The organism is Saliniradius amylolyticus (assembly GCF_003143555.1).
In the GTDB taxonomy this organism is placed as follows: Bacteria; Pseudomonadota; Gammaproteobacteria; order Enterobacterales; family Alteromonadaceae; genus Saliniradius; species Saliniradius amylolyticus.
In genome coordinates, this window is sequence record NZ_CP029347.1 from 1,600,794 (window position 1) to 1,627,224 (window position 26,431).

26 protein-coding genes and 1 tRNA gene are annotated in these 26,431 nt (G+C 54.0%); 17 read left to right on the plus strand and 10 right to left on the minus strand.

The window, feature by feature from the left end; translation table 11 throughout:
* Positions 1-3: 3 nt before the first annotated feature.
* Complete coding sequence (locus tag HMF8227_RS07500; protein ID WP_109339592.1) at positions 4-741, minus strand: GntR family transcriptional regulator; 738 nt, start codon at positions 739-741, stop codon at positions 4-6.
* A 152-nt stretch (positions 742-893) separates the two neighbouring features.
* On the opposite strand from HMF8227_RS07500, the gene HMF8227_RS07505 reads away from it, so the two are divergent.
* Genes HMF8227_RS07505 through HMF8227_RS07550 form a run of 10 tightly spaced genes read left to right on the plus strand, consistent with a single transcriptional unit; the run spans position 894 to position 13,621 of the window.
* Entirely contained in the window at positions 894-2,153 is a 1,260-nt protein-coding gene (locus HMF8227_RS07505; protein WP_162558543.1) for an ABC transporter substrate-binding protein, read from the plus strand.
* Positions 2,150-3,061: an ROK family protein gene (locus HMF8227_RS07510; protein WP_162558544.1), complete on the plus strand. Its 912-nt coding sequence runs from the start codon at positions 2,150-2,152 to the stop codon at positions 3,059-3,061. Before HMF8227_RS07505 ends, HMF8227_RS07510 begins: the two co-directional genes overlap by 4 nt.
* Positions 3,048-3,911, plus strand: a complete 864-nt coding sequence (locus tag HMF8227_RS07515; protein ID WP_109339595.1) for a carbohydrate ABC transporter permease — start codon at positions 3,048-3,050, stop codon at positions 3,909-3,911. The genes HMF8227_RS07510 and HMF8227_RS07515 overlap by 14 nt, the downstream gene beginning before the upstream one ends.
* Positions 3,908-4,735 carry a carbohydrate ABC transporter permease gene (locus HMF8227_RS07520; protein WP_109339596.1) on the plus strand — a complete coding sequence of 276 codons (828 nt, stop codon included), beginning with the start codon at positions 3,908-3,910 and terminating at the stop codon, positions 4,733-4,735. Before HMF8227_RS07515 ends, HMF8227_RS07520 begins: the two co-directional genes overlap by 4 nt.
* Positions 4,732-7,278, plus strand: coding sequence for a glycoside hydrolase family 38 N-terminal domain-containing protein (locus HMF8227_RS07525; protein ID WP_109339597.1), 2,547 nt, complete (start codon positions 4,732-4,734; stop codon positions 7,276-7,278). Before HMF8227_RS07520 ends, HMF8227_RS07525 begins: the two co-directional genes overlap by 4 nt.
* Positions 7,275-8,759 carry a DUF4127 family protein gene (locus tag HMF8227_RS07530; RefSeq protein ID WP_109339598.1) on the plus strand — a complete coding sequence of 495 codons (1,485 nt, stop codon included), beginning with the start codon at positions 7,275-7,277 and terminating at the stop codon, positions 8,757-8,759. Before HMF8227_RS07525 ends, HMF8227_RS07530 begins: the two co-directional genes overlap by 4 nt.
* Complete coding sequence (locus tag HMF8227_RS07535; protein ID WP_109339599.1) at positions 8,756-10,339, plus strand: FAD-dependent oxidoreductase; 1,584 nt, start codon at positions 8,756-8,758, stop codon at positions 10,337-10,339. The genes HMF8227_RS07530 and HMF8227_RS07535 overlap by 4 nt, the downstream gene beginning before the upstream one ends.
* A gap of 2 nt (positions 10,340-10,341) precedes the next feature.
* Positions 10,342-11,454: an ABC transporter ATP-binding protein gene (locus tag HMF8227_RS07540; RefSeq protein ID WP_109339600.1), complete on the plus strand. Its 1,113-nt coding sequence runs from the start codon at positions 10,342-10,344 to the stop codon at positions 11,452-11,454.
* On the plus strand, positions 11,455-12,450 hold the full coding sequence (locus tag HMF8227_RS07545) for a carbohydrate kinase family protein (RefSeq protein ID WP_239421232.1): 996 nt from the start codon (positions 11,455-11,457) through the stop codon (positions 12,448-12,450).
* Positions 12,443-13,621, plus strand: coding sequence for an AGE family epimerase/isomerase (locus tag HMF8227_RS07550; protein ID WP_109339601.1), 1,179 nt, complete (start codon positions 12,443-12,445; stop codon positions 13,619-13,621). Before HMF8227_RS07545 ends, HMF8227_RS07550 begins: the two co-directional genes overlap by 8 nt.
* A 54-nt stretch (positions 13,622-13,675) precedes the next feature.
* Here the strand turns inward: HMF8227_RS07550 and HMF8227_RS07555 are convergent, their stop codons facing one another.
* Both HMF8227_RS07555 and HMF8227_RS07560 read right to left on the minus strand, forming a co-directional pair.
* Positions 13,676-14,011 (minus strand): DMT family transporter, encoded by a 336-nt coding sequence (locus HMF8227_RS07555; RefSeq protein ID WP_109339602.1) that lies wholly within the window; start codon positions 14,009-14,011, stop codon positions 13,676-13,678.
* 19 nt (positions 14,012-14,030) lie between these two features.
* The gene (locus HMF8227_RS07560; RefSeq protein WP_109339603.1) at positions 14,031-16,226 is read right to left on the minus strand and encodes a YgiQ family radical SAM protein; all 2,196 of its coding nucleotides are present in this window, start codon (positions 16,224-16,226) and stop codon (positions 14,031-14,033) included.
* Positions 16,227-16,390: 164 nt separating this feature from the next.
* Between HMF8227_RS07560 and HMF8227_RS07565 the strand changes: the two genes are divergently transcribed.
* Positions 16,391-16,897 (plus strand): RNA methyltransferase, encoded by a 507-nt coding sequence (locus tag HMF8227_RS07565; RefSeq protein ID WP_109339604.1) that lies wholly within the window; start codon positions 16,391-16,393, stop codon positions 16,895-16,897.
* On the opposite strand, the gene HMF8227_RS07570 is transcribed toward HMF8227_RS07565, so the two are convergent.
* A complete protein-coding gene (locus tag HMF8227_RS07570; protein WP_109339605.1) occupies positions 16,880-19,117 on the minus strand; it encodes a tetratricopeptide repeat protein in 2,238 nt (745 codons plus the stop codon). The genes HMF8227_RS07565 and HMF8227_RS07570 overlap by 18 nt on opposite strands.
* Before the next feature lie 182 nt (positions 19,118-19,299).
* Between HMF8227_RS07570 and HMF8227_RS07575 the strand changes: the two genes are divergently transcribed.
* On the plus strand, positions 19,300-19,776 hold the full coding sequence (locus tag HMF8227_RS07575; RefSeq protein WP_109339606.1) for a tetratricopeptide repeat protein: 477 nt from the start codon (positions 19,300-19,302) through the stop codon (positions 19,774-19,776).
* Between the two features lie 44 nt (positions 19,777-19,820).
* Here HMF8227_RS07575 and HMF8227_RS07580 read toward each other — a convergent pair whose 3' ends face one another.
* Positions 19,821-20,336, minus strand: a complete 516-nt coding sequence (locus tag HMF8227_RS07580) for a GNAT family N-acetyltransferase (RefSeq protein WP_109339607.1) — start codon at positions 20,334-20,336, stop codon at positions 19,821-19,823.
* A 438-nt stretch (positions 20,337-20,774) separates the two neighbouring features.
* Positions 20,775-20,866, minus strand: a tRNA-Ser gene (locus HMF8227_RS07585).
* 237 nt (positions 20,867-21,103) lie between these two features.
* Between HMF8227_RS07585 and HMF8227_RS07590 the strand changes: the two genes are divergently transcribed.
* From HMF8227_RS07590 to HMF8227_RS07610, 5 genes are read left to right on the plus strand one after another with little or no spacing between them, the layout of a single operon-like run.
* On the plus strand, positions 21,104-21,775 hold the full coding sequence (locus HMF8227_RS07590; RefSeq protein WP_109341040.1) for a Bax inhibitor-1/YccA family protein: 672 nt from the start codon (positions 21,104-21,106) through the stop codon (positions 21,773-21,775).
* Between the two features lie 45 nt (positions 21,776-21,820).
* Positions 21,821-22,207, plus strand: coding sequence for a sulfurtransferase complex subunit TusD (tusD, locus tag HMF8227_RS07595; protein WP_109339608.1), 387 nt, complete (start codon positions 21,821-21,823; stop codon positions 22,205-22,207).
* A complete protein-coding gene (tusC, locus tag HMF8227_RS07600; RefSeq protein ID WP_109339609.1) occupies positions 22,204-22,560 on the plus strand; it encodes a sulfurtransferase complex subunit TusC in 357 nt (118 codons plus the stop codon). The genes tusD and tusC overlap by 4 nt, the downstream gene beginning before the upstream one ends.
* Positions 22,560-22,850, plus strand: a complete 291-nt coding sequence (tusB, locus tag HMF8227_RS07605; RefSeq protein ID WP_109339610.1) for a sulfurtransferase complex subunit TusB — start codon at positions 22,560-22,562, stop codon at positions 22,848-22,850. The genes tusC and tusB overlap by 1 nt, the downstream gene beginning before the upstream one ends.
* The gene (locus tag HMF8227_RS07610; protein WP_204101043.1) at positions 22,847-23,185 is read left to right on the plus strand and encodes a TusE/DsrC/DsvC family sulfur relay protein; all 339 of its coding nucleotides are present in this window, start codon (positions 22,847-22,849) and stop codon (positions 23,183-23,185) included. Before tusB ends, HMF8227_RS07610 begins: the two co-directional genes overlap by 4 nt.
* Here HMF8227_RS07610 and HMF8227_RS15250 read toward each other — a convergent pair.
* The 4 genes from HMF8227_RS15250 to HMF8227_RS07625 form a co-directional block, all read right to left on the minus strand.
* Entirely contained in the window at positions 23,182-23,313 is a 132-nt protein-coding gene (locus HMF8227_RS15250) for a hypothetical protein (RefSeq protein WP_275425501.1), read from the minus strand. The two genes, HMF8227_RS07610 and HMF8227_RS15250, sit on opposite strands and share 4 nt — an antisense overlap.
* Before the next feature lie 113 nt (positions 23,314-23,426).
* Positions 23,427-24,722: a serine--tRNA ligase gene (gene serS / locus HMF8227_RS07615; protein WP_109339611.1), complete on the minus strand. Its 1,296-nt coding sequence runs from the start codon at positions 24,720-24,722 to the stop codon at positions 23,427-23,429.
* 10 nt (positions 24,723-24,732) lie between these two features.
* On the minus strand, positions 24,733-25,119 hold the full coding sequence (crcB, locus tag HMF8227_RS07620; protein WP_109339612.1) for a fluoride efflux transporter CrcB: 387 nt from the start codon (positions 25,117-25,119) through the stop codon (positions 24,733-24,735).
* Entirely contained in the window at positions 25,112-26,431 is a 1,320-nt protein-coding gene (locus HMF8227_RS07625) for a replication-associated recombination protein A (RefSeq protein WP_109339613.1), read from the minus strand. The genes crcB and HMF8227_RS07625 overlap by 8 nt, the downstream gene beginning before the upstream one ends.

The window sequence follows — 26,431 nt, forward strand, 5'->3', positions numbered from 1 at the left end:
CCTTTACTGTTCATAAACGGTGGCAATCTGAGTGCCACTGCGCTCTACAGCCACATCGAAGCGGTACTTATCGGCCCGGTAAATGCTCTTGGCGTATTCAATAGTACGTCCCTGTTCATCACTGACCGTACGCTCCACCAGCAACGCAGGGCTGAATGGCGGAATTTGTAAGAGCTCGGCTTCCTCTTCGGTAACCACCGTTGCCTCAATACTCTGTCTGGCGCTATGGGCCAGGGTTTCATATTGCTCATACAGCAGTTCATATAAAGAGCCGCTGGCCAGTTGCTTGGTTTGAAGCTGTGGGAAAATAGCCCGGGGCAGGTAGACGCGTTCTATAGCGACAGGGGAATTATCGGCGAGTCTCAAACGACGCAAAAGAAATAGCTCTGCACCTGGCTGGACATTGAGCTTTCTGGCCACCTTAATCGCAGCCTGAACCATATCGTTAAACAGCATCTCACTGGATGGAGTCAGGCCACGCTGGCGCATTTCTTCCGTGAAGGACATCAGACGCAGTTTCTGTGAGAGCGGCTTAGGCCGGATGAAAATACCTGCTCCCTGGCGGATTTCAACGTGCCCGTCCTTTTCTGCCTCTTTCAGGACTCTTCGCAAAGTATCCCGAGAAACACCCAAAGTGTCGCTTAGCTCCCGTTCGGCGGGCAAACGAGTGCCGGGCGCCTGTCTGTCGGCAATCCGAATAAGCTCTGCCAATAAGCGCTGTTGTTTTGCTGTTCTTGCCACTGCGTCTCACCCTGTAAAAAATTGGACTACAAGTATACCAAATCAGGCATTAAGGTCGCCCCTGATAAAAATAATATACCAATTGGTTTGATTTGCAAAAAAAGATTGGCTAAATTGTTAATCAGTTGTCAGTCATTCTCATGGGGTTAACTATGCGCCCGTTACGTTTAATCTGCCGCCCGTTGATAATGGGATTGTTACTGTGCAGCGGACCCGCTTTAAGTGCTGTACAGATCCAGTTTTGGACCATGCAGCTCTCCCCTTTTCACGATGAATATGTCAACGGACTCATTGAACGCTTCGAAGCAGATCACCCTGATATCCGGGTAAAGTGGGTGGATGTTCCCTGGAAGGAGATGGAAAAGAAAATGCTGGCCTCGGTAGCGGCCAGGACGGCCCCCGATGTGGTCAACCTCAACCCGCAGTTTTCTTCAAAGCTCGCCTCCTATGGCGCTTTAGCAGATCCTGAAGACTACCTGACCCAATCGCAGGTCAACCGTTTTCTGCCCGCCATCTGGAAAGCGAATCGTTACCATGGCCAGACGTTTGCCATTCCCTGGTATTTGTCCACCACTATCACTATTTACAACCGCCAAATGATGCAACAAGCGGACGTCTCGGTGCCCGAAACCCATGAAGGTATTCTGGAAGCGGCTAAAACCATTAAGAAAAAGCTGGGCAAGTACACCTACTTCCCGGCTATGGACGGCAGTAAGCCACTGGAAGATCTGGTCACCTCAGGTGCCAAACTGGTCAATGATAGTCAAACTGCCGCAGGTTTTAATACCGGGCAAGGCCGCGAGTTTTTCGAACTCTATCGTCAGCTCTATCAGCAAGAGCTGATCCCAAAGAATGTCCTTACCGAGGGACATCATAAAGCCGTAGACCTGTTTCAGTCCGGACAACTGGCGATGATCAGCACGGGTATGCAGTTCCTCAACACCATTAAGATCAATGCGCCGGATCTCTACCAGCAGATAGACGTCGCTCCCCAGCTTGGAGCCCAATCGGGTCGATTTAATGTGGCCGCCATGAATCTGGCCGTCCCCATGCTCTCCAGGCATAAACACGCCGCATTTGAATTTGCCGCCTTTGTGACCAATGCTGAAAATCAAATGGCACTGGCTAAACGAGTGCCCTTACTGCCCTCTACAAAAGCCAGTTACCAGTCTGACTTTTTCCAACCCAAAGACAGTCAGGCACCCAAAAGCCTGTTCGAGAAGGCGCGCTACGTATCTGCCGAGCAAGTGTTAGAAGGCCACGTACTGGTACCACCGCTGCCTAAATACAGCAAACTCAGAAACAGCTTCGTTCGCAACCTGCAATCGGCCATGGTGGGCAAGCTCTCGGTGGATGAGGCGGTACAGCAAGCCGCCGATACCTGGGCTCTGTTTTTAGGAGATCGCTCGTGAATCAGGTTATTGGCATCGATATTGGCGGCACCAAGGTGCGGGGGGCTTGCTTTGATAAAGCCCTAACGCCCTCTCATATGCAGCAGTTGCCTGCCAACGCCGCTGAGGGTCGAGAGGCGGTACTGGAAGCCATTAATAAGCTCCTCACTGAGTTGTTCGCCGTCTCCTCAACCCCTGTTAAAGCCATTGGCATTTCCAGTGCAGGTATAATCGACCCGGCCACAGGCGTTGTGATAGATGCCACCGACGCCATTCCCGGCTGGTCTGGCACGCCCCTGACCGCCGAGGTAGAAAAGGCCTTTAACATTCCCGCAGTCGCCGTCAATGATGTCAAAGCGGCGTTACTGGGCGAATTATCGGCAAATAACGCCTTACAACAGGGGCGCTGTTTTATGTTGACCCTGGGTACCGGCTTGGGTGGCGCACTGGCAGAACAAGGGCAGATCGTTCACGGCCGGCACCAGCTCGCCGGACACATCGGCCGCACGCGTTTACCCCACCCCTGGAAACCAAGTGAGTGGCTCACCCTGGATAGGCTGGTGTCTGGCTCTGGTCTTGCTTTTATTGCCAATCAGTTAGCTTCTGAAGCGCTCTTTGCCGATGGCAAAGCAGTGACAAGAGCGCTGGATCAAGGTAACCACTTGGCCTCTCAAGCCATCGAACTGTTTTGCCAGCACCTGGCCGCTACTATAGAAAACCTGTACTGGCTGTTGGACCCCGACGCCATTGTTATTGGGGGCGGTCTTATCGACGCTCGCCAGTACTGGTGGTCACAAGTACAGGAGCGTCTGCAACAGCGTGATCTTGATATCAATCTGCAGGTGGCCCAATTGGCCAACGATGCTGGCGCCGTCGGCGCGGCTAAGCTGGCATTGCAATCTATAGGAATTCGCCATGTTGAATCGTAACAGTCTGACTCCATACCTGTTTCTAATTCCGGCCTGTGCCATCATCGGTGCCTTTGTGCTCTACCCGATGTTGCACGCGATCGCCGCCAGCCTGACTGATTACAATATGATCACCGAATCCCGGTTTGTGGGATTGGATAACTATGCTCAGCTGGCCGAAGATCCCTTCTTCTGGAATGCACTGCAAAATACTCTATTGTATTTGGTCATTGTAGTACCGGTCTTGGTCATTGCGCCCATCTTCCTGGCCATTTTAGTCAACCGCTCGCTGCCGGGAATCAAACTGTTTAGGGCCATTTTCTATCTACCGGTAATCACATCACTGGTGGTTACCGGTCTCATCTGGAAATGGTTGTACGAAGAGCAGGGGCTGCTTAATTATTTTCTGATGGCCACCGGCATTACCGATGATCCAGTTGCCTTTCTCACCGATCCGGCTAACGCCCTGTTTTCGGTGATGGCGGTAACCATCTGGACCGGTATGGGCTATTACATGGTGATTTACCTGGCAGGATTACAATCCATCCCACGAGATCTGTATGAAGCCGCCGAGGTAGAAGGCATCTCCAAGTTTAAACAGACCCTGTATATCACCATTCCGCTGTTAAAGCCCTCCATCGCCGTGGTCAGTGTGATGTCCTCCATCGCTGCCATGAAAGTATTTGAAGAGATCTATGTGATGACTCAGGGTGGGCCGCTGGATGCCACCAAGACGCTGGTGTACTTCATTTACCAAAGCGCCTTTGAGGAGTTTGAAATGGGCTATGCCTCCGCCGCCGGTGTGGTGTTATTCCTGATGACGCTGTGCTTTTCCCTGATTAACCTGTTTATGCTAAGGAAAGACAAATGAAACACCCCGCGTTTGCCGTGTTAAATCGTTACCTTGGCCTGCTATTGATGGCAGTAGTCACCATAGGGCCTTTCCTATGGCTGCTGTCCACCGCTCTCAAATCCGGTGACGAAAATATCTTCCAGTATCCGCCGTCGTTGTTGCCAGAAGATCCAACCCTGGACAACTTCTGGCGGGTGATTGAGAGCCAGCCCTTTATGCTGTATTTAAAAAACAGTGTGCTGGTGGCCATATTGTCGGTTACTGCCAATCTTATTTTTGCTTCTCTGGCCGCTTACCCGCTGGCCCGGATGGAGTTTAAAGGTAAGAACCTGATCTTCATTGTTCTACTTAGCTCCATGATGATCCCCTTTCAGCTGCTGATGATCCCAGTCTACAGCATCGCCATTTCCCTGGGACTGCAGAACTCCTACCTGGGGCTCATATTGCCCCATGCCTGCAGTGCCTTTGGGGTATTTTTAATGCGGCAAGCCTTCTTAGGCATTCCCCGGGCACTGGAAGAAGCTGCCATGGTGGAAGGCTTAAACCGCTTGCAGATCTGGTGGCATATTCTGCTGCCGCTGGTGAAGCCGTCGCTGGCAACCCTGGCGGTATTCAGCTTTATCGCCGTATGGGGCGACTTTCTCTGGCCCCTGATTATCCTGGATGATCCGGGCTACTACACCCTGCCGTTGGGCGTGAATCGCCTGGCCAATACTTTTTCCATGGATTGGCGCTTAGTGGCCGCTGGCGCGATCTTCTCCATCGTCCCCATATTGATCGTATTTATTTTCAGTCAGAAGTACTTTATCGAAGGTGCCATGAAAGGGAGCGTAAAAGGATGAGTCAGTCCGTTGCCGTTGTTGTACAAACCCATTGGGATCGGGAGTGGTATTATCCCCACCAAACCTTCCTGGCCCGCCTGCTACAGGTTATGGAGCAGGTGGTAGAACAGCTGGACGCCGGGGAACTAACAAGCTTTTTGTTCGACGGCCAGGTATCGGCCATCGACGACTTTTATACCGCCGCCGAGCCTGAGCTGGCCGCACGGGTTCAGGACTATGTACGCCAGGGCAAGATCGTCATCGGCCCCTGGTACATCATGGCCGACGAATTTCTCTGTGCCGGTGAGTCGCTGATCCGCAACCTGGAACTGGGCCGGACGCGTGCCGATGAACTCGGCCAGTGTCAGAATGTGGGCTATCTGCCCGACACCTTTGGTCACATCTCCCAGATGCCGCAGATTTTAAAAGGCTTTGGCATCGATAATGCGGTGGCCTGGCGCGGCATCGATCACAGCGAATCGGAAATGATCTGGCAGGCCGCCGATGGCAGCGAGGTGTTTACCGTCTTTCTTACCGAGGGCTATTACCAGCACCCGTTCAATACCGACAACTGGCAGAGAAACCTAACCACTTACTTAGATAAAATTGCCACGCGCTCCACCGGTCAGCGTCTGCTACTGACCCAAGGGGGCGATCATCTGCTGACCCGGGAAGGCTTGCAAACGCGCATCCAGGAATTTAATCAAGGTCAAAACACCTACCAACTCGAGCAGCAACGCCTCGAAGACTATGTGAATGAGCTTAAAGGCAGCAGCGGTCAGTTAGGCCGACTCACCGGCGAGCTCAGAGGCAATGACAATATTTTCGTACTGCCCGATGTACTCTCCACCCGCCAGTATCTGAAACAGGCCAACCAACACATTGAAGACCGCCTCACCGGCTTGATTGAGCCGCTGCTGGCTATTGCGCCTCTGGCCCGCTATCCGGAGCACTATCTGAGGCAAACCTGGAAGCTGCTTATTGAGCAGCACGCCCACGATTCTATCTGCGGCTGCAGCGTGGATGAAGTGCATGAAGAGATGCAGGTGCGCTTTAAACAGCTTAATCAGCGCCTGGATGCCTTGCAGAAGCAAGCCCAGCTGGCATTGGGGCTGTCCAATAACCGCATGACCAAACACCGCGAGCAGGGTTTATCCAATCCTTTTGCCGATGACAGCCGGTTCAGCCTATTTAATCCAAGTCCCAAACCGGTCAGCGGCTGGCAACCACTGAGCCTGTTTTTGGCCGGTGAAGAGGCCCAGATGCTGACCATTACCGACAATAAGGGTAATACCCTGCCCTGCACGGTAATAAGCTCCGAGCCAACGGCGGATTTTCACTCGCCAATTGACGACTTTCCCGACCAGGTGTCAGGTATTCGTTACCAGGTATTACTCAAGGCCGACTTAGATGGCCTTGAATTAAAACCGCTTAATGTTGAGGCTGACCGCCAATCCGTTGCTGGCCCGACGAACACTGAGACGACTTACTTTGAAAACGCGTATTATCGAATCGAGCCGACTCAAGATGGCAAGCTGCAGTTTACCGACAAACAAAGCCAGAAACGTTACGACAATTGGCTGAGCCTGACCTCCGAACTGGACGCCGGGGACAGCTATAATTTTTCGCCGGTGGATGGGGTGCTACGCCATAGCCAAATTACCCGAGTGCGTCAGTGTCGACACTGGGACAATGGTTTACAGCAGTTGGTGCTGGAAATCACACTGACCCAACCGGCAAGCCTTAACGACGATCGCCAGGGTGCCCACGATAAGACCGTCGACAGCCAAGGCCAGCTTTGCCTGACCCTGCTGCCTGACCGCCAGCATATCGACGTGAGTCTAAGTTGGCATAACCGGGCTCAGGATCAGCGCCTTCGTATCAACCTGCCGCTTGGCGAGCGCGTCGCGCACTCTTACGCCGACAGCGCCTTTGACTGGGTCAAACGGCCTAAGGTCTATTTCGATGATGCGCCGGTCTCCGGCATGCAGGAAACCCCGGTGGCGGTGAACCCCAGCTATTCGGCCATCAAGGCGGGTCGCCTTGGTGTGATGCAGCGTGGCCTGCAGGAATTTGAACTGGTCGGTGATGAGCACGGCGATACCCTGGCGGTAACCTTACTGCGCAGCGTCGGCTGGTTGTCGCGCCGGGACCTCAGCACCCGGGGTCAGGGTGCAGGCCCCGATCTGGCTACCCCCCAGGCTCAGTGTTTAGGCCAGTATGAGTTTCACTTTGCGCTACTGCCTGGTGATCCCACGCCCACTAAACTGCTCAATCAGGCCCGGCAGTTCCGTCAGCCGGTGGCTGTGTTACGGGGGCACAGCGAGCATCAGGCGCCTCAGGTCCAGCTACACAGCCCGGAGCTGCAGATCACCAGCTGCCGCCGTGTTAAAGACCATCTGGAAGTGCGGCTTTGGAACCCGCAGGAGTCCGAGGTTAAGGCCGACTTTGGCACTCAATCAGTGACCCGCACCGATCTAAACGGCGATCCTCTGCCACTGTCACTGGTGGTCCAGCCAAAACAGATTGCCACCTTCACCCTTAAATTAGGAGCCAACCAATGACGCGCGCCACGATTCTCGCCCTGCCGGTGGATGGCCGTCCGGTTACCCGTGAGCAGCTAGGCCTTCTTGCCAGGGCTGCTGACTGTGAGCTACTGCTGCCCGAGGTGGATGCGCTGGGCTTTTTCCGGGAACCTGCCGATCGTAAGCAGCTACATCAATGGATCCACCAGCAAGCCTCGAAGGCCGATGGCTTTATACTGTCGCTGGATATGCTGGTCTATGGCGGTTTGGTGCCATCGCGCTTTATCGAGGACGATCTGGACAGCCTGCGTGAGTGGCTGGAATTGCTTAAAGACTTAAAACAGCACTATCCCGACAAGCCTTTGTATGGCTTTTGCGCCACCATGCGCATGTCCAATAACAACGAAAACGAAGAGGAAAAGCTCTATTGGGCCGATTATGGCACCGATATCTGGGAGTGGTCCTTTTACAGCGATCGTTTCGACTGCTTAGCCGACAGTGAAGATAAGACCCGCGCCGAGGCGGCCAAGGCGCGTATTCCCAAAGCCATCCGTGAGGATTATCTGGCAACGCGCAGGCGTAATCTGGCGATCACCGAACAAATCCTGGATTGGGTTGACGACGGTATCATCGACCGGTTGATCCTGCCCCAGGATGACACCGCCGAATACGGCTTTAATATTGCCGAGCGCCGCCACTGGCAGCAGCAGGTAGCAAGCCGAGGGCTTAGCCAAAACGTCGCCATTTACGCCGGGGCCGACGAAGTCGCCGCCACCTTACTGGCCTGTCAGTTACAGCAGCTTGGTGTGGTCGAAAAAACCAGACTGGCTATCGACCCTCATCATGCCGACAGCCTGAGCCAGATGGTGGCGCGTTATGAAGATCGTCCGGTGGTGGACTCACTCCAGGGCCAGATAGCCGCAGCAGGCGCAGAACTCGTATCATCCCCGGACGATGCCGATGCCATTATCGCCGTACACTGCCAGGGCCACCAGCAGGGCGACTGGGCGCTGGGCTACCCCTTACCCGAAAGCCTGCCTCATGATCCTGAGTGGCTTGAGCGTATTGCCAACGTCGATAAGCCGGTGGGCTTGTTGGATCTGGCCTATGCCAATGGCGGCGATCCTGAGCTTATTCAGGCTCTGGATGCCAAGCTTAATCAATTCAGCGCCTATGGCGCCTGGAATACCGCCAGCAACAGCATTGGCTTTTTAGTGACTCAGTTATGTCTGGCTAAAAAGCCTGATGCCGCCGCCAATCGCCACCTGCTGGCCATTCGGCTGCTGGACGATTATCTGTATCAGGCAAGGTTACGCCAGCATCTTCGCCGTCAGCTTACCGGCACAGAATCGGCCAGCGAATTAACCGCACTGGCGCGCAAGACCTACCTGTCAGTGGCCAGACAGTGGCTAGCCGACCATGGCCTGGAGGATATTCAACTGGATGATGTCTACCTGCCCTGGCAGCGCAGCTTCGAGATCGGCCTTGTTACCAAAATCGCGCAGGGAGCCACGTCATGAACAGCTATCAAACCCAGGTCGCCGTTATCGGGGCCAGCCTGGGCGGCGTGATGGCCGCCTGGCAAAGCTGTCGTCAGGGCGTTAAGACGATTCTGGTCAGCGAATACCACTGGCTGGGCGGACAGATGACATCCCAGGGCGTACCGCCCGACGAACACCGCTTTATCGAATCTTTTGGCGCCTCAAAAAGCTATTACGCCTTTCGCAAGGCCATTCGCGAGCACTACCAGGCGCAGCCGGATTTTGTCGATAACAGCAGCCTTACCGAAGGACTGAACCCCGGCGATGGTTGGGTCAGCCGTTTGTGCTTCGAGCCTAAAGTCGCCGAGGACTACTTCCGGGACCTGCTTCAGCCCTTTGTGGAACAGGGACTACTGGTGTTACTGGAGCGCCATCGACTCAGTTCGGTCCAGTGCCAGCAAGATCGCATCACCGCCGTCGAGGTTCAGTGCCCTCAAGGCAAAGCGGTCAGCCTGATGGCCGATGTTTACTTAGATGCCACGGACACCGGCGAGCTGCTGAAACAGGCCAATATGCCCTATGCGCTGGGCAAGGAAAGCCGGGACGAATTTAACGAACCGCAGACTCCGGAGACGGCTGATCCCATGGATCAGCAGCCGGTGACCTGGGTGATGGCACTAAGAAAATACCCGGGCAAGGCACCGGCTATTGCTAAACCCCCTGCCTATGACTTCTGGCGGGACTATCACCTGCCCGGTTATGACTATCCGATCTTCAGTGAGAAGCTGCCCGGTGGTGAGCCTTTCGGTCATATCACCTTGCCACTTTTTGGTCAGGGCGAGACCTTGGATCTGTGGCGCTACCGGCGGGTTATCGCCGCGAAAAACTGGCGCAGCGACAAGCAGGATGTGAGTCTTATCAACTGGGCGCAAAACGATTACGCGCTGGAACCTTATCTGGATAACCCAGATTTTAGTGAAGAAGAACTGGCAGAGCGCGCCCGTCAGTTATCCCTGTGTCTGCTCTACTGGCTGCAAAATGAGGCACCGCGCCACTCGGTATGCGAAGCCGGTTTTGGCTTTCCCGAACTGGGTTTAGCGCCCGACGTGACCGGCACCGAAGACGGCCTGGCACAGCAGCTTTATATTCGCGAATCGAGACGCATCAAGGGCCTGGAAACCCTGACCTTGTGCGACATTCAGGCCGATGGGAATAGCGATAGCAATCCGTTACGCGCAACCAATTCAGTAGGCATTGGGCTGTATAATATGGATATCCACCCCACCTGTCGTTCTCAGATGGGGGCCAATGCCCGGGTGCGTCCCTTCGAACTGCCCTTGGGTATCTTTATCCCCAAAACCATCACCAACCTGTTACCCGCCTGTAAGAACTTAAGCGTCACCCATCTGGTAGGCGCCGTGACCCGGGTACATCCGGTGGAATGGCTGGTCGGTGAAGTGGCCGGACTGATCGCCGCCTACAGCATAAGCCAGGGAAAAACACCGGCCGACATACACAGTGATCCCAGGCAGGTAACACAGCTACAACAGCTGCTGGAGGTTCAGGGCATTCCCCTGCACTGGCCCGATAACAATGCATTCAGTCGCTATGAGGAGTAACCATGGCCGCACTATCCCTATCTAAGGTAAAAAAACGCTTTGGCGATACCCAGACCATCCACGGTGTGGATCTGGGCATCCAGTCCGGTGAATTTGTGGTTTTTGTCGGCCCCTCGGGCTGCGGTAAATCCACCCTGCTGCGCATGATCGCAGGCTTAGAAACCGTCACCGAAGGCAAGATCCACATCGGTGAGCGCGATGTGACCAAGCTCCCGCCCAGCGAGCGTCAGGTGGCCATGGTGTTTCAGTCCTATGCCCTCTACCCCCATATGACCGCCGAGCAAAACCTAAGCTTCGGCATGAAGATGCGCAAAGAGCCTAAGGATAAAATAAAGCAAAAGGTGGCAAACGCCGCCGATATGTTGCAATTATCGCCCTATCTTAAGCGTAAACCCGGCGAATTATCCGGCGGCCAGTGCCAGCGGGTGGCCATAGGCCGGGCCATCGTTCAGGACCCCGAGGTATTTCTGTTCGATGAGCCTTTATCCAATCTGGATGCGGAGCTAAGAGTTAAGATGCGGGTGGAGTTGTCCGAGCTGCACCACCGCCTGGGCGCGACCATGATCTATGTGACCCATGATCAGGTGGAAGCCATGACCCTGGCCGATCGCATCGTGGTACTCAAAGACGGCAATATCGAACAGGTGGGTACGCCCATGGAGCTGTACACCAATCCGGTGAATGAATTTGTGGCCGGTTTTATCGGCTCGCCCAAGATGAATATCGTGGATGTGGGCGTTGGCGAGCAGCATAACGGGCACTTAAATGTATTGGTGGAGCAGCAAGCCGGTGTGCAGGTGGCGATAAAAGATGGTGTCGAGTTGCCCCGCAGCGTCGCCAGACTGGGCGTTCGCCCCGAACATATTCTGATCGCTGATGATGGTCAGTTGGAGGTGCGAGTGAACGTGATCGAACGCTTAGGCTCCACAAGCTACCTGTATTGCCAGTTAGGCAAACAAGAGATCTGCGTGCAGAGCCATGCGGTCAACCTCCCGAACACCGGCGATACCGTGCGTCTCAAGCTCACCGAGTCCAGCCTGTATCTGTTCGATCATCAGGGGCAACGCTTGTCGGCAGAGAAAGCCGAGCAGCAGCTTGTGGCGGAGGCGTCCTGAATGATGTCAGATACAACCCAGGTGGTCTGCTTTGGCGAGGCCTTGGTGGATATGCTGTCCAATCGCATTGGCGATAGTGAGAGCGGCGGCCCTGAGACCTTTACTAAGTATGCCGGTGGTGCGCCTGCCAACGCCGCAGTCGCCGTCGCTAAGCTCGGCGGAAAGGCCGCCTTTGTGGGCGCGTTGGGTCAGGATCAGTTCGGCCACTTCTTACAGCAAAACCTGGCCGATGCCGGGGTCGACATTCAGCATATTGTGACCACCGACAAGGCCAAAACCGCCCTGGCCTTTGTCTCACTGGATGAGCATGGCGAACGCACCTTTGAATTTTACCGGCCCCCGGCCGCCGATCTCTGCTTTCGACCAGAGGATTTTCGCCCTGAGCTCTTTAAACAGTCCGGTATTTTGCATATCTGCTCCAATAGCCTCACCGAAATGGCTATTGCTCAGACCACCGCATATGGTGTGCAGCAAGCCTCGAAGTCCGGCTGGATCACCAGCTTCGATGTGAATTTACGTCATAACCTCTGGCCCGAGGGCAAGGCCGACGCTAACAGGGTTAACCATCTGGCTCAGCAGTGCCAGATTATCAAGATGAGCACCGAAGAGCTGGATTATCTGGCCCAAGGTCATAAGGATTACTTAACACAGTTGCTACAACACAAACCTGAGCTCATCCTGATAACCGACGGCGCGAGACCCGTACAATGGTACACCAAAGCCGATCAGGGGCAGCTTTCACCGCCTAAGGTAGCGATGGTAGATGCCACCGCTGCGGGAGATGCCTTTATTGGCGGTTTGCTAAGCTGTTTATCGGCTAAGCCTATGCACAGCAATACACTTACCGAGTGGCTGAGTGGCCATGAGCTTGAGGATGATCTTTATTTTGCCTGTTGCTGCGGCGCTCATGCCGCCTCAATCAAAGGCGCTTTTAGCTCATTGCCTGACCCGGATTCATTACAACCTTTTTTAAACCAAGGAGCCAACCATGCCTGATTTTAAAGACGCGCGCTTTCTTCGCCAGCATATCGACGACATCCTGGCCTTTTACGATCCCCAGGTGGTGGATGGGGTTAACGGCGGCTTTCACCAGAACTATTACGACAATGGCACTGTGTTTGATAAGGGCCACAAACATCTGGTCAGCTCCACCCGTATGGTGGTCAACTACTGCCGCGCCTATCAGGACACCGGTAAAGAGCGCTATCTGGCGCTGGCGAAGCACGGCCTTAGCTATATTCGCAATCAGCACTGGGACACGGCCCGCCAGGGGTATAACTGGATCTTGCAGGACAATCAGCCGGTGGATCAGACCAATCACTGCTATGGCCTGGCCTTTGTGATACTGGCCTACTCCCGCTGTGTGGAGGTGGGGATTGAATCGGCCCGCGCCGATCTGTATCGCACCTGGGAGATCCTGAACCGCCGTTTCTGGCAGTCCCACATTGAACTGTACGCCGACGAAGCCTCACCGGATTGGAAGCAGCTGGGTGATTACCGCGGGCAAAATGCCAACATGCACTGCTGCGAAGCGACTCTGGCCGCTTATCAGGCCACCGGCGATGAGGTCTTTTTAGAGCGCGCCTACACCCTGGCAAAAACAGTGGCGGTCAAACTGGCCGACAAAACCGGTGGTCTTATCTGGGAACATTTCGGTAAACAGCTCAATATCGACTGGGACTACAACAAAGACGACCCACAAAACCTCTACCGCCCGTGGGGGTTCCAGCCCGGTCACCAAACCGAATGGACCAAGCTATTAGTCACCCTGCACCGCTATAAGAAAGAAGACTGGCTGCTTAAACGTGCCCGTGCCCTGTTCGACCGTTCCTTAGAACTCTGCTGGGACGACCAACACGGCGGCATCTGCTATGGTCATGCGCCGGATAACAGTATTTGCGATTCGGATAAATACTTCTGGGTCCAGTGCGAAACATTTGCCGCCGCCGCCATGCTGGCGCAGGCCACCGATGACCAGCAATACTGGCGCTGGTATGAGCAAATCTGGGCCTATGCCTGGGATCATTTTGTCGACCACAAATACGGCGCCTGGTATCGCATCCTGAAAGCCAACAACGACAAATACACCAACGAGAAAAGCATCCTCGGCGGTAAGTGTGATTACCATACTATGGGGGCATGCTGGGATACTCTGGCGGTGTTGTGAGCACCGCCAGCGTCATTTAAAAAAAACGCTGCCTCTAAAGAGCTCAGCCACCATCTAATGACTAACAGTACGGGAAAACATATTAATAATCACAACGCCAGCCAGAATCAGCACAATACCGATAACCGCAGGCAAATCCGGGAACTGTCGATAGATAATGGCACTAAGTGCTGTAATCAGCACAATCCCTGCGCCGGCCCAGATGGCGTAGGCAATGCCGACCGGTACAGTTTTGACCACCAGTGACAGCATATAAAACGCCACCACGTAGGCCAGCACACACAGGCCCCCCGCAACTGGCTGCTGAAAACCATTGGAGGCTTTTAAGGCCAAGGTGCCGGCCACCTCTGCGATAATGGCGATGGTCAGATAAGTAAATCCTGATGACATTTATAGCTCCCCTGGGATGCTAACGCTCCTGGCGTTGCGGCTTCTTATTCCGGGCTTTGCCTTTCCCCGTGGAAGCCGCCTTATATTTCGGTTTGGGTGGCAACCCAGTGTGCTTGGTCAGGGCTTTTTCCCCCTTACGCCCTTTCGGTGCCTGACGACGTTTCTCATTCGGGCTTTCCGGCGGGACAAGATGCTGGGGTCCCCGGCCAATGAGGTCTTCCCGCCCCATGCGCTTCAGGGCTTCGCGGATCTGCGGGAAATTCTTAGGATCGTGGTAACGCAGCATGGCCTTATGCAGACGACGGTGGATCTCCCCTTTGGCCGACGGCACGGCATCACTGTCTTTTTTCACCTTCTTCAGCGAATTCACCTCGGTGTGATACATGGTGGTGGCGGTCGCCATGGGTGACGGATAGAAGTTTTGCACCTGGTCCAGCTTAAAGCGATTTTCCTTGAGCCAGATGGCCAGATTCAGCATGTCTTCATCGGTAGTACCGGGGTGAGAGGCAATAAAATAGGGTATTAAATACTGCTCTTTGCCCGCTTCCTTAGAGAACTTATCGAATAGCTCTTTGAACCGGTAATAACTGCCCATACCCGGTTTCATCATCTTAGATAATGGGCCCTCTTCGGTGTGCTCGGGTGCAATTTTCAAATAACCGCCCACATGGTGTTTTGCCAGCTCTTCCACATAGCGCGGATCTTCCACCGCTAAATCATAGCGCACGCCGGAGGCGATCAGGATCTTCTTGATGCCGTCCAGATTGCGCGCCCGCCGATACAGATCGATGGTCGGTGTATGGTCGGTATCCATATGGGCACAGATGCTGGGATAGACACACGACGGGCGCCGACAGGTGGCCTCGGCCTTGGGGCTTTGACAGCGCAGCCGGTACATATTGGCAGTGGGCCCGCCAAGATCGGAAATCACGCCGGTAAACCCAGGCACTTTGTCGCGAATGTCTTCGATCTCTCGGATGATGGAGTCTTCTGAGCGGCTTTGAATGATGCGCCCCTCATGCTCGGTAATAGAGCAGAACGTACAACCACCGTAACAGCCGCGCATAATGTTGACCGAGAACTTGATCATGTCATAGGCCGGGATCTTGGCATCGCCATACACCGGATGAGGTATGCGTTGATACGGCAGATCAAATACCGCGTCCAGCTCTTCGGTTTCCAGCGGCATGGCCGGAGGATTGATCCAGATGGAGCGATCGCCGTGGCGCTGCATCAGCGCCCGCGCGCACCCCGGATTAGTCTCCTGATGTAAAATACGCGAAGTATGGGTATACAGGGTCTTATTGTCGCGAACCACTTCAAACGCCGGCAATTTTACATATACGTACTCCCAGGGACGACGACGAAAATCCGCCTGCACCACCACTGGCTTGGCGGCGTTTTTATCTTCCGGTTGCTGCGCCTTAGCTTGCTGATCGCAGTCCGGTTCCTCCTGATACGGGCTTGGAATAGGGTCGATCTTGCCCGGCCTGTCGAGCTGCGTGGAATCCACTCCTTCCCACTCCGGCAGCGCCTCTTTAACGATAATGGCGGTACCGCGCACATCACGAATGTCCTTGATGTCTTCTCCGGCCGCTAAGCGGTGGGTTACTTCCACCAGAGGGCGCTCGGCATTGCCGAACATCAACATATCGGCTTTCGAATCAAACAGTACCGAGCGACGGACCTTTTCCGACCAGTAGTCATAGTGGGCGATGCGGCGCAAGCTGGCCTCAATACCACCAACAATGACAGGCACACCTTTAAACGCCTCCCGGCAGCGCTGAGCGTACACAGTTACCGCCCTGTCCGGTCGCTTTCCGCCCACGTTGCCGGGGGTGTAAGCATCGTCGTGGCGCAGCTTTTTATCGGCGGTGTAGCGATTGATCATCGAGTCCATGTTGCCCGCTGTCACCCCAAAATACAGATTGGGCTTACCCAGCTTCATGAAATCGTCTTTGCTGTGCCAGTCTGGCTGGGAAATAATCCCCACCCGAAAGCCCTGAGCTTCCAGCATGCGACCGATGACCGCCATACCAAAGCTGGGGTGATCCACATAGGCATCGCCGGTGACCAGGATCACGTCGCAACTGTCCCAGCCCAGCTGGTCCATTTCTTCCCGGCTCATGGGTAAAAATGGCGCCGCTCCAAAGCAATGGGCCCAGTATTTGGGATAGGAAAACAGCGAACGCTCGGCTTTGATGGTGGCTTTCATAACAGGCGGGACTCTCGATAACGCAAAGGGTCGCGGATTATACCTGAACGCCATGGAAATATTGACCATTTTTCAGACAAACAATGTCAGATTGGTCTGTATTTAAGTTGTATTTCTTATCCGAGTTGCCTACTCTAGCGCCGTTCAATCAACGGTAATTCAATATGAATCCATCCAGAGTCACTTTAGGGCTGGTCAACCCCAAATCCGCCACCAATGTGGCCTCCATATTACGGGCCTGCGGCTGCTACGGCGCCAGTGCAGTGTTCTATACCGGCCAGCGTTATGGTTATGCCAAGGATTATCGCGCCGACACCCAGAAGATTCGCGAGCGCATTCCCACGGTGGGCGTGGACGACCTCATCAGTATGACCCCCAAGGGGGCCAGTCGTATCGGTATTGAACTGGTGGAAGGCGCCACGCCGCTGCCTGAATTTGAACATCCGGATAATGCCTACTACTTGTTTGGCCCTGAAGATGGTTCTCTGCCACAAGAAGTGGTGTCGGCCTGTGATCATGTCATTTATATCCCGACTCAGGGCAGCATGAACCTGGCCGCCACCGCCAATGTGGTACTTTATGATCGTATGAGCAAACGGGATTACCCGGTAGGTGACACACTTATTCGACAAAGCCGGGACAATAATAACCGCTTAAAAATCGCGCTCTAACAACGCCTGCTGGGTTTGCTGCTTTTGCTTGATGGTTCTGCGTAGCGTATCGAAACCCGGCACGGATGAGTATTGTTCCCACAGAGGGTGACGCAGTCTAAGCCAATGATGCACTAGCCAGCCGTCATTCGCGGTCTGCATTAAAGCATTAACAGCCTCCCTGGGTTGACCGGTTGCCAACAGACGACGTGCCCCCATTGCCTGACTGGCTGACCATTGCGGCAAGGCCTGCTCGAATTGCACCAGTTTATTTATCAACCTCTGATCACCGGGCGCAGACAGGCTCAGTAACCCCAACGCCTGCTCCACGTTTTGGATATTCACCAACCGGTCAGAAGCTTTGATCTTCCTTGCTTCAGCGGTTATCAGGGCCGGGGCTGAGCGTCTGAGTTCCTCAGCGGTCTGGAGCAATACGGGCATCAGATTGTAAGTGCCGCTTTTCAGACTAATAAGCTGAGTCAGTAATTTAAAGCGCAAAGCCGCATCCTTGCGCTGATACACCAACCGCACAAAGTTTTTCCAGAACCTGGCGTCCACCGAGTCACCATAAAGGGCAGCCGTATGCTCAAACCAGTACTGGGCCTCACCGGACAGCCCAAGATCCAGATATATCAATCCCAGATAAGCGCTGTTCGCCGCTGACCCAGGATCGAGCTCCATCGCTGACTCTAGTACCTTAACAGCGTCTGCCAGTTTGCCCTCTTGATGCAGTATGCGGGCCTTCCAGACATAGCCCCAAACGTAATCAGGGTCGATGCTGATGGCGTCCTCGAGCGCCTGATACGCCGAATCGTACTGACCGATAACACCATAAACAATCGCCAGATTAATGTTTACCCAGGGTGACAAGGGGTCCGCCTGCTGGGCTTTCAATGCGTAGGCCAGGGCCTTTTCCGGTTGATTGCGGGCAATCTCCAGCTCGGAATATAAATACAGTGCCTGCGAATTGGATGGCTCAACCTCAAATACCGCCTCCAACGCTTGTTCAGCTCGCTTAAAGTTCTGCCTTTGAGTAGCAATGATAGCCCTGGCATTGAGGGCATCTATTTGTCTAGGGTTTAAGTCCAGCGCCTGCTCAATGGCTTGTTCGGCTTTGGTAATGGCCATTGCCTCTGGCATGTAGATATCGTGAAATTGATACCGGGCATAGATATAGGCAAGGCTGCCCCGGGCGGAGGCAAAATCGGGCTCTATCTCTAACGCTTTTAAAAACGCCTTTTCAGCCCGGGCAAACCACTCACTGGTTGAGCCATTCATCCACCAATAGTTGCCTCTGAGGTAATACTGGTAGGCTTTTACGTCAACCTGGCCTGAGTCGCCTTGCTCCGATGATGGCTCTTCTGTATTGATGCCCAGTTGCTCAAATACCGGTTTTAACAGTGCCGGAGTAATGGCCCCTGGCTTTAACTCATCGCTGTTGACCGGCATCGTCCGAACCACCTTATCAACCTGGCTGTCATATATGCTCAATACAAGGTCGGCGCCTGAGGAGGTGAGTCGTTCAACACGGCCGGTTATGACAAAGCGCACTTGCTTCGACTTTTGTTCAACATTCTGCTCAGGCTGGTAGGGGGCAAGCGACAGGCGCGATTGCCCGGATAATCCCTGATGCAGCTGCTCAGATAACTCAGCGGCCAGGTAATCCCCTTCTTTTTTGCCGCTGCCGTTAGTGAATGCAGTGACCGCCACCGATGGTTGGTTTGCCACTGAATCCGATGGCGTAGGAGAGGTGTCGTATTTCGGCTCGTCAGCTCCAAACCACCAGAGCGGAACGATGATCACCATTATGACAATCAGTGCCGTGGCGATGATCACCGACATCCGGCTTTCCGGTTGCTGCGGCCTGGATGTTGGCTCAGGCTGAGATTCAGCCTGTTGCGGCAGATGTTGCTGCCACTGAACGTTACTGGTCAGCCTATACCCTCTTTTCGGCACGGTCTGGATGACTTGTCGCGCCTGACTGTCATTCAGCGCCTTACGCAACTGCGAAATAGTGCGGGTCAGCGCCTCCTCGACCACAACCCGCTCTCCCCAAACCTTGTTGAATAAGCTATCGCGGGGAACGGTCTGACCGGCCTGCAACGCTAATACCCATAACACATGCATGGCTTTGGGCTCGACGTGGACCCACTGGCCATGCAGGTTAATGCTGTTGTTATCCGCATCAACCTGTACATCACCAATATAAAATTGTCCTTCGGGGCGATTTTTACCTGTCATGCTCTGTATTTCCAATTTATTCAGCAGGTTTTATCCCTTTGATTAACAAGAAAAATAACCTTCATTAGGAAAACATTAGCCGGTCATTTCACTTTCGTCAGGCGCTCAGTATGACTCAGTTTTATAAGGTCGTCACTGGTATCGCTCATACCGGCAAGTGTTAAACATCCAAGGGGAAAACCATGCAAAATCTAATCAAAATCACCGCAATCGCCGCCATTACTTTGGCCGCTTTCACTGCCAGTGGCAGCCCGTCAGGCTCACTGGAACTGAAAACAAGCTATGCCGATGTCTATGGTGTCAGAGATGTTGAAGCCGGAAACTACCAGACTGGCGTACAGAAACTCTCTCAGTTCAAAGCCAAGACGTCACACCGGGGCGAACTCGCCGACATTAACACCAATTTATGCGTGGCTTACATTTCTCAGGGCGACTTACAGCAGGCCACAACAACCTGCTCAGAAGCGGTCAAGATGTACACCAGTAAGAGAGAGAAAAGCATCGCCTATAACAACCTGGCGGTTTTAAGCTACCTGCAGGGTGACGCCAAGGCGAGTGTCGAAAATCTGGAGATGGCCGCTTATCTGAACCCTCACAATGATATTACCGCCCGTAATCTTGAACGGGTTCTGGCCAGAAGTCAGTTCGCCAGCAACTGATTGAGCAAGACGACATCTGAACGATGCCCGCCCGTTGCGGGCATTCAGCAGGCTCGCCGCTCTCTTTCGCGGTCTTCCTTTCTTAGCCGGGCCATAATCAACAGGTTATGGTACTGGCCTCTCTTAAAAGTGGCAAAACGCTTTTCGCCCTCAATTTCAAAGTCATACTTCTTATAGAGCTCGATAGCCGGCTTATTATCGGAATGCACTTCCAACTCGATACGCACCAGGTTTAGCCAGTTATCGGCCTGCTCCAGCATCGAGTGCATCAACCGACGACCAAGCCCCTTCCCCTGGGCGTCAGGATGAATAGCAATCGCTAAAGACGCACAGTGACGCTCCCGGGCTTTGTCTGATAAAAACAAGGAAACATGTCCCATAATTCGGCCACCCTGCTCGGCTACCAGCGTATAATTCCTGGTACTGAAAAACAGATCGCTTACTGTTTCAGAGCTCATATAAGGCAGTTGAGATGTCTGCTCCGTTACCTCAGTAAAGCGATAAGTGTCAGCGAGAGACTCGGCATCAGATTTTTCAAGATGACGAATGTTAAATTCCATTAGAGCTTCCTGTGGCTCATTGCAATGCCTTGATATTACCGGTTTCTTTCACAAATACCACGCGATGCGAAGGGATTAAGGAATAACAACCAAGCCGACCTATGCCCCGGCAATGGCTTCCTGTTTGTTCAGGAACGACGGAGTAACATTACACGCCTTTGTTATGCCTACGAGCTGCTCGTTTAAGCCTGTCGTCATGCCTGCCTGCGAGCAGGCATCCAGCTATTAAAGACACACTCAGAGTGGGAAGTAGTGAAGTCGAGTGAGGGATTGCGCCAGGCTATCCTGCCCAGCGCCCTTCGGGCCGCCGCTAAAGCGACGTCCAAATTTGTTCCTGACAAATTTGTCGAACCCAGCGGGGACTCACCCTCAAACTCCGCCGAGCAATAGCACAAACAAAAACGCCCCGCTAAAAAGCGAGGCGTTTTTGTTTGAATATGGCGGAGAGTGAGGGATTCGAACCCCCGGAAGGTTTGACCCTTCGCCTGATTTCAAGTCAGGTGCATTCAACCGAGCTCTGCCAACTCTCCGTTAAGTGGGGCGTACTTTAATGAGCTTTCCGGACCTTGTAAAGGCCTATTTTAAAAATAGCTTTTAAGTGCTTAGTCTTTGTCCATTTTGCGGTGAAAAGCATCAATAAATTCCCCTTTTCCCTCCACTTACCCGAAAGCCCTTGAAAAAGTGAACTAAACCCCATACAAATGGACTATATAACAGTACAATGACTTCACTATGTGGTTGATAAACCGGAGCAAACGATGAACCCTATGAATCAAAAGACGATGTACAACACGGCGTCCAAGGCATCTGTCCTTGAAACCAACAAGGTACTTCGCAACACCTATATGCTGCTGTCCATGACACTGGCATTCAGTGCCGTCTGTGCGGCCATCACCACTGCCATGCAAATCTCGGCGATCACATCGCTGTTAATGAGCCTGGGCGCGTTGGGTGTGCTGTTTGTGGTGCACAAAAAAGCAGAAAGCTCGTCTGCCATCGGTTGGGTATTCCTGTTTACCGGCCTGCTGGGCGGTTCACTGGGCCACATTCTTAACTACTACCTGGGCGCCTTTAGCAACGGTCCTGAACTGATTATGCAAGCACTGGGGGGGACCGCGGTGGTGTTCTTCGGTCTGTCCGCTTATGCCCTGACCACGAAGAAAGACTTCTCCTTTATGGGTGGTTTCTTAATGGTGGGCCTGATCGTGGCCATTGTTGCAGGTATTGCCAACATCTTCCTGCAGATCCCAGCCATGAGCCTGGCCGTGAGCGCCGGTATCGTGCTGATTATGTCCGGCTTCATCCTGTTTGATACCAGTCGTATCATCCATGGTGGCGAAACCAATTACATCCGAGCGACCGTAGGACTGTACTTAAGTATCTACAATCTGTTCACCGCTCTGCTGCACTTACTGGGTGCCTTTGGCGGCGAAGATTAATCATCCCCCTGCGCCCCCTTCCGGGGGCGTTTTTTCATTCCGGTCATGGCAAGCTTTACATTACTTCTCACTCGCTCCCCCTTTCAGTCATCAGGCCCTGCTACGGCACTGACCTTTGCGCAATCGGCTCTGGCACTCGGCCACCAAATTAACGGAGTATTTTTCTATCTGGCGGGCGTCGATAACGCCAATGCTCTGCATACTCCCCCGGGCGACGAGGCCAACTGGCATGACCTTTGGACCGAGTTTCACCAAAAGACTCAGGTGCCCCTGCATGTGTGCGTGACCGCAGCCGCCAAACGTGGCGTGATTGCCAAAGAAGATGCCAGCCAACATCAGGTACAGCCGAACTTACACAAGCCCTTTCAGGCCTCTGGCTTAGGCGAATTGATCAAGCTGATAAGCCAGAGCGATCGGGTGGTGCAGTTATGACCCAGGTCGCCGTTATCAGTCGCCGCGCCCCTTATGCAGGTCACTGTGCTCAGGAAGCCCTGGATCTGGCCATGATGGCGGGCACCTTTGGTCTGGAGTGCGCGCTGTTCGTTGCCGGTGATGGCGTTTTTCAACTGGTTAAACACCAACAGCCGGAGCCCTTGCAGCGCAAAAATTTCAGCAAGACCTTTGCCGCGCTGGAGTTTTACGATGTGGAGCCTATCTATGTGCTGGAATCCAGCTTGTCCGAACGCGGTATAAACCCGCAAGACTTATTGCCCGAGGTCAGCATCCTAAGCCCGGAACTGTGGCAGCAAACCCTCGCAGGCTATCAACACTTGGTGAGCTTGTAATGACGCTACATCTGGTCACCGCCTCCCCCTTTTCGTCACCGGCACTGGAGCAGTGTTTGGCACAGTTAGGCGACAAGGATGGCATTCTTCTGCTTGAAGATGGGGTCTATGCGCTCAACGCCCCTAGCTGGCAGCGAAGGTTAAACGCCCTGAACCAACCTGTGTATGTGCTTCAAAGTGACTGCCTGGCCCGGGGAATGGGCGAATCACCGGCGCTCTTTCATTCGGTGGATATGGCGTCTGTGGTAGAATTGACGCTAGAGTACAACAACAGCCTGACCTGGACATGACAAGCAGTATCGAATTTCAGGGCGAGACCATCGCCACCGACGCCAACGGTTATCTAAAGTCCATCGATGACTGGAGTGAGGCACTGGCCGCAGAAATTGCGCGGCGTGATGAGATTGAAATGACCGAGGCCCACTGGGAAGTGGTGTACTTTGTGCGTAATTTCTATCTGGAGTTTAATACCAGTCCGGCCATCCGCGCCCTGGTTAAGGCCATGGCTAAAGAGTACGGTCCAGAGAAAGGTAACAGCCGTTACTTGTTTCGCCTGTTTCCCGATGGCCCGGCCAAGCAGGCCACCAAGATCGCCGGTTTGCCCAAGCCAAAGAAGTGCCTCTAACCAATCAGACCGTTGTACACGGTAACAAAGGTCATCCAAAGCAAATAAGCCACCAGACCAAAGCCAATGGCCATGGCAATCCAGTAGACAAACTTCATTAGCAGGCGCACGTCATCGGTGACTTTCATCGGCTAACGCCCTGTTGATTAATTAATTGGCCTATTAAAGCGTAATTTTTAGTCTATTACAAAAAAATGGGCCATTTTGGCCCATTTCTCAATCACTTAGTGGCACAGAGTTATTATTCTGGCGTTATTGCTTCCACACCGCCCATATAGGAGCGCAATGCTTCAGGCACGGTCACCGAACCATCCTGCTGCTGATAGTTTTCCAGGATAGCCACCAGTGTACGGCCCACGGCCAAACCGGAACCATTCAGAGTATGCAGTAACTCGGGCTTATTGGTATCCGGGTTACGGAAACGGGCTTGCATACGACGGGCCTGGAAATCCAACATGTTGGAGCAGGAAGAAATTTCCCGATAGGTATTTTGCGCCGGTAGCCACACCTCAAGGTCATAAGTCTTGCAGGCACCAAAGCCCATATCGCCGGTGCACAGCAACATCTTGCGATAAGGCAGTTCCAGCAGCTGTAATACCTTCTCTGCATGACCGGTCAACTGCTCTAAAGCCTCGAAAGACTGTTCGGGCTTAACCAATTGCACCAACTCCACCTTGTCGAACTGATGCTGGCGAATCAGGCCGCGGGTATCGCGACCGTAAGAGCCTGCTTCACTGCGAAAACACGGCGTGTGGGCGGTCATCTTCACGGGCAGCTCAGCAGCATCGAAGATCTCATCCCGGCCAATATTGGTCAGCGGTACCTCGGCGGTGGGGATCAGACTCATGCCCTGTCCTTCTTCGGTGGCAGGCTGAGTATGGAACAGATCCTCACCAAACTTGGGCAGCTGGCCGGTGCCATACAGGCTGTCGTTGTTGACCAAATATGGCACGTACATTTCCTGATAGCCGTGCTCGTCGGTATGCAAATCCAGCATAAACTGGGTTAGCGCCCGATGCAGCCTGGCGATCTGACCACGCATTACCACAAAGCGGGAGCCACTTAGCTTACTCGCTGTTTCAAAATCCAGGCCCTTGTTTAGCCTGGCGGCCACATCCACATGATCGTTGACCTCAAAATCAAACTGGCGCGGCTCGCCCCAGCGGCTGACTTCCTGATTCTGATCTTCATCACTGCCTTCAGGCACCGAATCATCGGGCAGATTGGGAATAGACAGGGAGATCTGCTTTAACTCGTCCAGCAGTTCACCCAGCTCCTGCTTGGCGGCGTCTAAATCGTCGCCCAGTTTACCCACTTCGGCCAAAAGCGGCTGAATGTCTTCCCCGGCGGCCTTGGCCTTACCGATGGACTTAGAACGCACATTACGTTCGTTCTGCAGTTGTTCGGTTTTCACCTGCAAGGCCTTGCGCTTTTCTTCCAGTGCCGAGATGGCGGCCACGTCCAGCTCGAAGCCTCGGCTGGCCAGACGCTTGGCGGTGGTTTCGATATCGCTACGTAAAAACTTGGGGTCTAACATGCTGCTTCGCTTACCCTTTCGAAAAAATAATTTGCATTCCCAGCCATGCTGCCGCTAGACAGCAAAGCACATTTAAAATCACATTGGCACCGGCCTTCAACCAGGCTCCCTGCTGCACCAGCAGCAGCGTATCCAGAGAAAAAGTGGAAAAGGTGGTCAGTGCACCGATAAAGCCAATACTGACAAAGGCCCGCCAGGGGTGACCGGCCAGAGCCTCGGCCTCTAAAGCGGCATACACCATGCCCATCAGGGCCGAGCCAATAACATTGACGGCAAGTGTACCAAAGGGAAAGCCTTTGCCAAACCACTGCAGCGCCAGCGAGGAAATAAAATAACGCAGGCAGGCACCGCCTGCTCCCCCCAAAGCAATGACGCCGTACAGGGCCAGATTATTCATAGCGCTTTACCTTACTGTGCTGGTCCTGCTGGCGCAGATAGTCCAGCTTCGCCGAGATCTGCTTTTCCAGCCCGCGATCGCTGGGCTCATAAAAGCGTGTGCCTTTTAACTCTTCTGGCAGATAACACTCACCGGCGGCATAGGCGCCCGGCTCATTGTGAGCGTAACGGTATTCTTCTCCATGGCCCATACTCTTAGCCAGTTTTGTGGGGGCATTTCTAAGATGCACCGGCACCTCGTAGTCGTGATCTTCCCGTGCCAGCTTGCGCGCCGCCTTAAAGGCGGTGTAGACGGCATTGCTCTTAGGCGCACTGGCACAATAGATGAGTGCCTGGGCGATGGCCCGCTCGCCTTCGGCCGGGCCCACCCGATGAAAAATATCCCAGGCGTTTAAGCAGACCTGCAAAGCCCGGGGGTCGGCATTACCAATATCCTCCGAGGCAATCGCCAGACAGCGCCGCGCAATGGTCAAGGGGTCGGCCCCCGCCTCCAGCATCCGACAATACCAATAGAGCGCGCCATCGGGCGACGAGCCGCGCACCGATTTATGAATCGCCGATAGCATATCGTAAAACTGATCGCCGCCCTTATCGAAGGCCATCACCTTGCCGCCCACCGCATCCTGAACCGCCTGGGGTGTGATCTCCGCTCCCGGGCAAAAATCCGCCGCCAGTTCCAGATAATTCAGCATCCGGCGACCGTCGCCCTGGCTTAGAAATAACAGCTGCTGGCGGGCCTCTCCGGTGAGCGTGGTATCACTAAAGCGCGGCTCTGCCAGGGCCCTGTCGAGCATCTGATTCAGATCATCCTTGGTCAGAGACTTCAGTACATAGACCCGGGCGCGGGATAGCAAGGCCCGGTTGAGTTCGAAGGAAGGGTTTTCCGTGGTGGCACCGATAAAGATCACCGTGCCATCTTCGATATAGGGTAAGAAGGCATCCTGCTGGGACTTATTAAAGCGGTGTACCTCATCCACAAATAAGATGGTCACCTTGCCGCGGGCGCTGGCCTGCTGTTTGGCGTTGTCGATCGCCGCACGAATCTCTTTCACTCCTGAGGTGACTGCCGAGATCCGCTCCACATGGGCTTCGCAATAGCGGGCAATGAGCTCGGCCAGCGTGGTCTTGCCGGTGCCCGGCGGCCCCCAGAGGATCATGGAGTGCGCCTTGCCCTGCTCCAATGCGTGACGCAGAGGTTTGTCCGGCCCCAGAATATGGGCCTGGCCGACGTAATCCTCGATCTTCTCCGGCCTTAGCTGAGCGGCCAGAGGCACGAAGGGGTTGGTTTCGCCAAAGTCGAACGACTGAGTCAT

What these genes read in the sequence shown, in the direction of transcription:
- HMF8227_RS07505 (WP_162558543.1), top strand. Translation starts at nt 894, where the DNA reads ATGCGCCCGTTACGTTTAATCTGCCGCCCGTTGATAATGGGATTGTTA.
- HMF8227_RS07515 (WP_109339595.1), top strand. Translation starts at nt 3,048, where the DNA reads ATGTTGAATCGTAACAGTCTGACTCCATACCTGTTTCTAATTCCGGCC.
- HMF8227_RS07520 (WP_109339596.1), top strand. Translation starts at nt 3,908, where the DNA reads ATGAAACACCCCGCGTTTGCCGTGTTAAATCGTTACCTTGGCCTGCTA.
- HMF8227_RS07525 (WP_109339597.1), top strand. Translation starts at nt 4,732, where the DNA reads ATGAGTCAGTCCGTTGCCGTTGTTGTACAAACCCATTGGGATCGGGAG.
- HMF8227_RS07530 (WP_109339598.1), top strand. Translation starts at nt 7,275, where the DNA reads ATGACGCGCGCCACGATTCTCGCCCTGCCGGTGGATGGCCGTCCGGTT.
- HMF8227_RS07535 (WP_109339599.1), top strand. Translation starts at nt 8,756, where the DNA reads ATGAACAGCTATCAAACCCAGGTCGCCGTTATCGGGGCCAGCCTGGGC.
- HMF8227_RS07540 (WP_109339600.1), top strand. Translation starts at nt 10,342, where the DNA reads ATGGCCGCACTATCCCTATCTAAGGTAAAAAAACGCTTTGGCGATACC.
- HMF8227_RS07545 (WP_239421232.1), top strand. Translation starts at nt 11,455, where the DNA reads ATGATGTCAGATACAACCCAGGTGGTCTGCTTTGGCGAGGCCTTGGTG.
- HMF8227_RS07550 (WP_109339601.1), top strand. Translation starts at nt 12,443, where the DNA reads ATGCCTGATTTTAAAGACGCGCGCTTTCTTCGCCAGCATATCGACGAC.
- HMF8227_RS07555 (WP_109339602.1), bottom strand. Translation starts at nt 14,011, where the DNA reads ATGTCATCAGGATTTACTTATCTGACCATCGCCATTATCGCAGAGGTG.
- HMF8227_RS07560 (WP_109339603.1), bottom strand. Translation starts at nt 16,226, where the DNA reads ATGAAAGCCACCATCAAAGCCGAGCGTTCGCTGTTTTCCTATCCCAAA.
- HMF8227_RS07565 (WP_109339604.1), top strand. Translation starts at nt 16,391, where the DNA reads ATGAATCCATCCAGAGTCACTTTAGGGCTGGTCAACCCCAAATCCGCC.
- HMF8227_RS07570 (WP_109339605.1), bottom strand. Translation starts at nt 19,117, where the DNA reads ATGACAGGTAAAAATCGCCCCGAAGGACAATTTTATATTGGTGATGTA.
- HMF8227_RS07575 (WP_109339606.1), top strand. Translation starts at nt 19,300, where the DNA reads ATGCAAAATCTAATCAAAATCACCGCAATCGCCGCCATTACTTTGGCC.
- HMF8227_RS07580 (WP_109339607.1), bottom strand. Translation starts at nt 20,336, where the DNA reads ATGGAATTTAACATTCGTCATCTTGAAAAATCTGATGCCGAGTCTCTC.
- HMF8227_RS07590 (WP_109341040.1), top strand. Translation starts at nt 21,104, where the DNA reads ATGAATCAAAAGACGATGTACAACACGGCGTCCAAGGCATCTGTCCTT.
- tusD (WP_109339608.1), top strand. Translation starts at nt 21,821, where the DNA reads ATGGCAAGCTTTACATTACTTCTCACTCGCTCCCCCTTTCAGTCATCA.
- tusC (WP_109339609.1), top strand. Translation starts at nt 22,204, where the DNA reads ATGACCCAGGTCGCCGTTATCAGTCGCCGCGCCCCTTATGCAGGTCAC.
- tusB (WP_109339610.1), top strand. Translation starts at nt 22,560, where the DNA reads ATGACGCTACATCTGGTCACCGCCTCCCCCTTTTCGTCACCGGCACTG.
- HMF8227_RS07610 (WP_204101043.1), top strand. Translation starts at nt 22,847, where the DNA reads ATGACAAGCAGTATCGAATTTCAGGGCGAGACCATCGCCACCGACGCC.
- HMF8227_RS15250 (WP_275425501.1), bottom strand. Translation starts at nt 23,313, where the DNA reads ATGAAAGTCACCGATGACGTGCGCCTGCTAATGAAGTTTGTCTACTGG.
- serS (WP_109339611.1), bottom strand. Translation starts at nt 24,722, where the DNA reads ATGTTAGACCCCAAGTTTTTACGTAGCGATATCGAAACCACCGCCAAG.
- crcB (WP_109339612.1), bottom strand. Translation starts at nt 25,119, where the DNA reads ATGAATAATCTGGCCCTGTACGGCGTCATTGCTTTGGGGGGAGCAGGC.
- HMF8227_RS07625 (WP_109339613.1), bottom strand. Translation starts at nt 26,431, where the DNA reads ATGACTCAGTCGTTCGACTTTGGCGAAACCAACCCCTTCGTGCCTCTG.